The organism is Thermoanaerobacter sp. A7A (genome assembly GCF_000445185.1).
Classification (GTDB): domain Bacteria; phylum Bacillota; class Thermoanaerobacteria; order Thermoanaerobacterales; family Thermoanaerobacteraceae; genus Thermoanaerobacter.
This window is the reverse complement of record NZ_AVAF01000064.1, coordinates 1-1,824: the sequence shown is the minus strand read 5'-3', so window position 1 is coordinate 1,824 and position 1,824 is coordinate 1. Positions and strand designations below refer to the sequence as shown.

The 1,824-nt window shown below is 33.4% G+C and carries 4 protein-coding genes; all 4 read right to left on the bottom strand.

Annotated elements, in window-relative coordinates:
• Positions 1-145: 145 nt before the first annotated feature.
• Positions 146-523 carry a helix-turn-helix domain-containing protein gene (locus M663_RS0104135; protein ID WP_012268702.1) on the bottom strand — a complete coding sequence of 126 codons (378 nt, stop codon included), beginning with the start codon at positions 521-523 and terminating at the stop codon, positions 146-148.
• Positions 524-604: 81 nt separating this feature from the next.
• Positions 605-1,063, bottom strand: coding sequence for a hypothetical protein (locus M663_RS0104130; protein WP_003868655.1), 459 nt, complete (start codon positions 1,061-1,063; stop codon positions 605-607).
• 206 nt (positions 1,064-1,269) lie between these two features.
• Positions 1,270-1,569 carry an ATP-binding cassette domain-containing protein gene (locus M663_RS15190; RefSeq protein ID WP_081448163.1) on the bottom strand — a complete coding sequence of 100 codons (300 nt, stop codon included), beginning with the start codon at positions 1,567-1,569 and terminating at the stop codon, positions 1,270-1,272.
• A 38-nt stretch (positions 1,570-1,607) separates the two neighbouring features.
• Positions 1,608-1,793, bottom strand: a complete 186-nt coding sequence (locus tag M663_RS15185) for an ATP-binding cassette domain-containing protein (RefSeq protein WP_003868654.1) — start codon at positions 1,791-1,793, stop codon at positions 1,608-1,610.
• Positions 1,794-1,824 lie beyond the last annotated feature (31 nt).

Here is a 1,824-nt window from a genome sequence, read left to right as displayed (position 1 = left end):
CTCCATTTTTACTTAAGTAGTTTTTGCCTCATACTCAGTATTTATGCAAGTTTTATGCCAAAATAAAAACCCCCATAATCCTAGGGGACATAAAAGTAACAGTCTCAAAATGAGACATATATTGCGTCTCATTTTGAGACTTAAACTATTTTGTCTCAACTAGAGATGAAAGTTCTTTCAAATTTACTTTGTATTTCTTTATTTTTCTGTAAATAGTCGCTCTGCTTAAATTTAGCATCTTAGCCGCTTTGACAACGTCGCCCTTTGCAAGCCTTAATGCTTCTTTTATATTCTTCTCCTCAATAACATCAAAAGGAAGTACTGCAGTCACATTTATGTCTTCCTCACAATTTTTTCTCTCTATATTCTCGGGAAAATAATCTTCAGTGATTATTTCGCCTTCTGCCAGGTAATAGGCTCTGTCAATGGCATTCTGCAATTCTCTATATTGCAATTTATAATTAAAAAAATTTTTACCTACAAAATCTTGACACGGACAAATATCTGCCCCAACTCTTGACAAAGAACCCTTTTTTAACTATATTAAAAATTAAAAGTCTTAGAGAAATGTATACTTTTTACATTAATCTGAGTATCTTCCATTCTACTCATCTTTATAGTCTAGCACTTTAATTATATCGCCCACTTTTATTTTTCCACTTTCTATAACTTTTGCAAAAACTATACGCGATTTTGCTAAACATTTATCTACTTCTATTTTCAATGAACAATTTTCTGGCTTTTCGCATTTCTTCCCTATCATTGTAATCTCCAAAAACACTTCTCCAACTTTTATTTTTGTACCAATAGGAAATCGGTAAAGTTTTATGTTTTTAGTTGTAATATTTTCGGCAATCATACCAGGTTTTAAACCTTCTATTCCTAAAACTTTCATTTCCTCAATAGTCTCTATATCCAAAAATGTTACTTGCCGGTATATATCTACACCTGCGTGTCCATCACCTTCAAGCCCAAAATCCTTCCTAAAAAAACCTTCTGATATAGGTGTTTTAGGCTCACCCTTTTTTTCACTTATATTTATCGACAAAACTATTCCTTCCATATTTCTGCCTCCTCTCTCATGTTCATATAGATCATTTTTTGCCGTGTCCTGAAAAATATGATTTTTGAAAAACCTTATCTTCTATAAGCTCAAAGGCTTTAGATGCTGAATCAATATGAATAAGCTCTCCATCATTCACAACTGCAAAGCTGTCTCCTATTAACCCTGCCTCATGGATATCATGTGTAACGGTATATTTCTGCTTTTCAGCAGTCTATAAAACTCAGGTAAAAGCTTTTCTTTAGCTGCACAGCATCAATTTCACTAAAAGGTTCGTCCAGAAGCATAATTTGCGGCTCATATACTAAAGCTCGAGCTAACGAAACTCGCATTTTATACCCTCCACTAAGTTGTCGTGGCTTATAATACAAATAGTCTTTTAGCCCCAATATCTCAATCATTCTTTCTGCTGTTTCCTTAGATCCTCGTCCATTTTTCAATGGATATATGATATTATCTTTTACTGTCAGATGACCAAAAAAAGGGCTGTGCGCTGCGGCACATATCCTACCTTTCTGTGTTCGGGCGGCAGCATGGTTACATCTTAGCCGTTAATAATTATTCGCCCTTTATCAGGTTTTATTATTCCAGCTATGATTCTAAGCAATGTAGATTTACCACTTCCATTCAATCCTATTATTACTTTAATTTCAGAAGATATTTTGAATGTCACATCTTTTAGCACTTTTCGTTCTTTAAAACTTTTAGTCATCTCAATAATTTCAAGCATTTTTGATACTCCTCCTTCTTTATTAAATTAA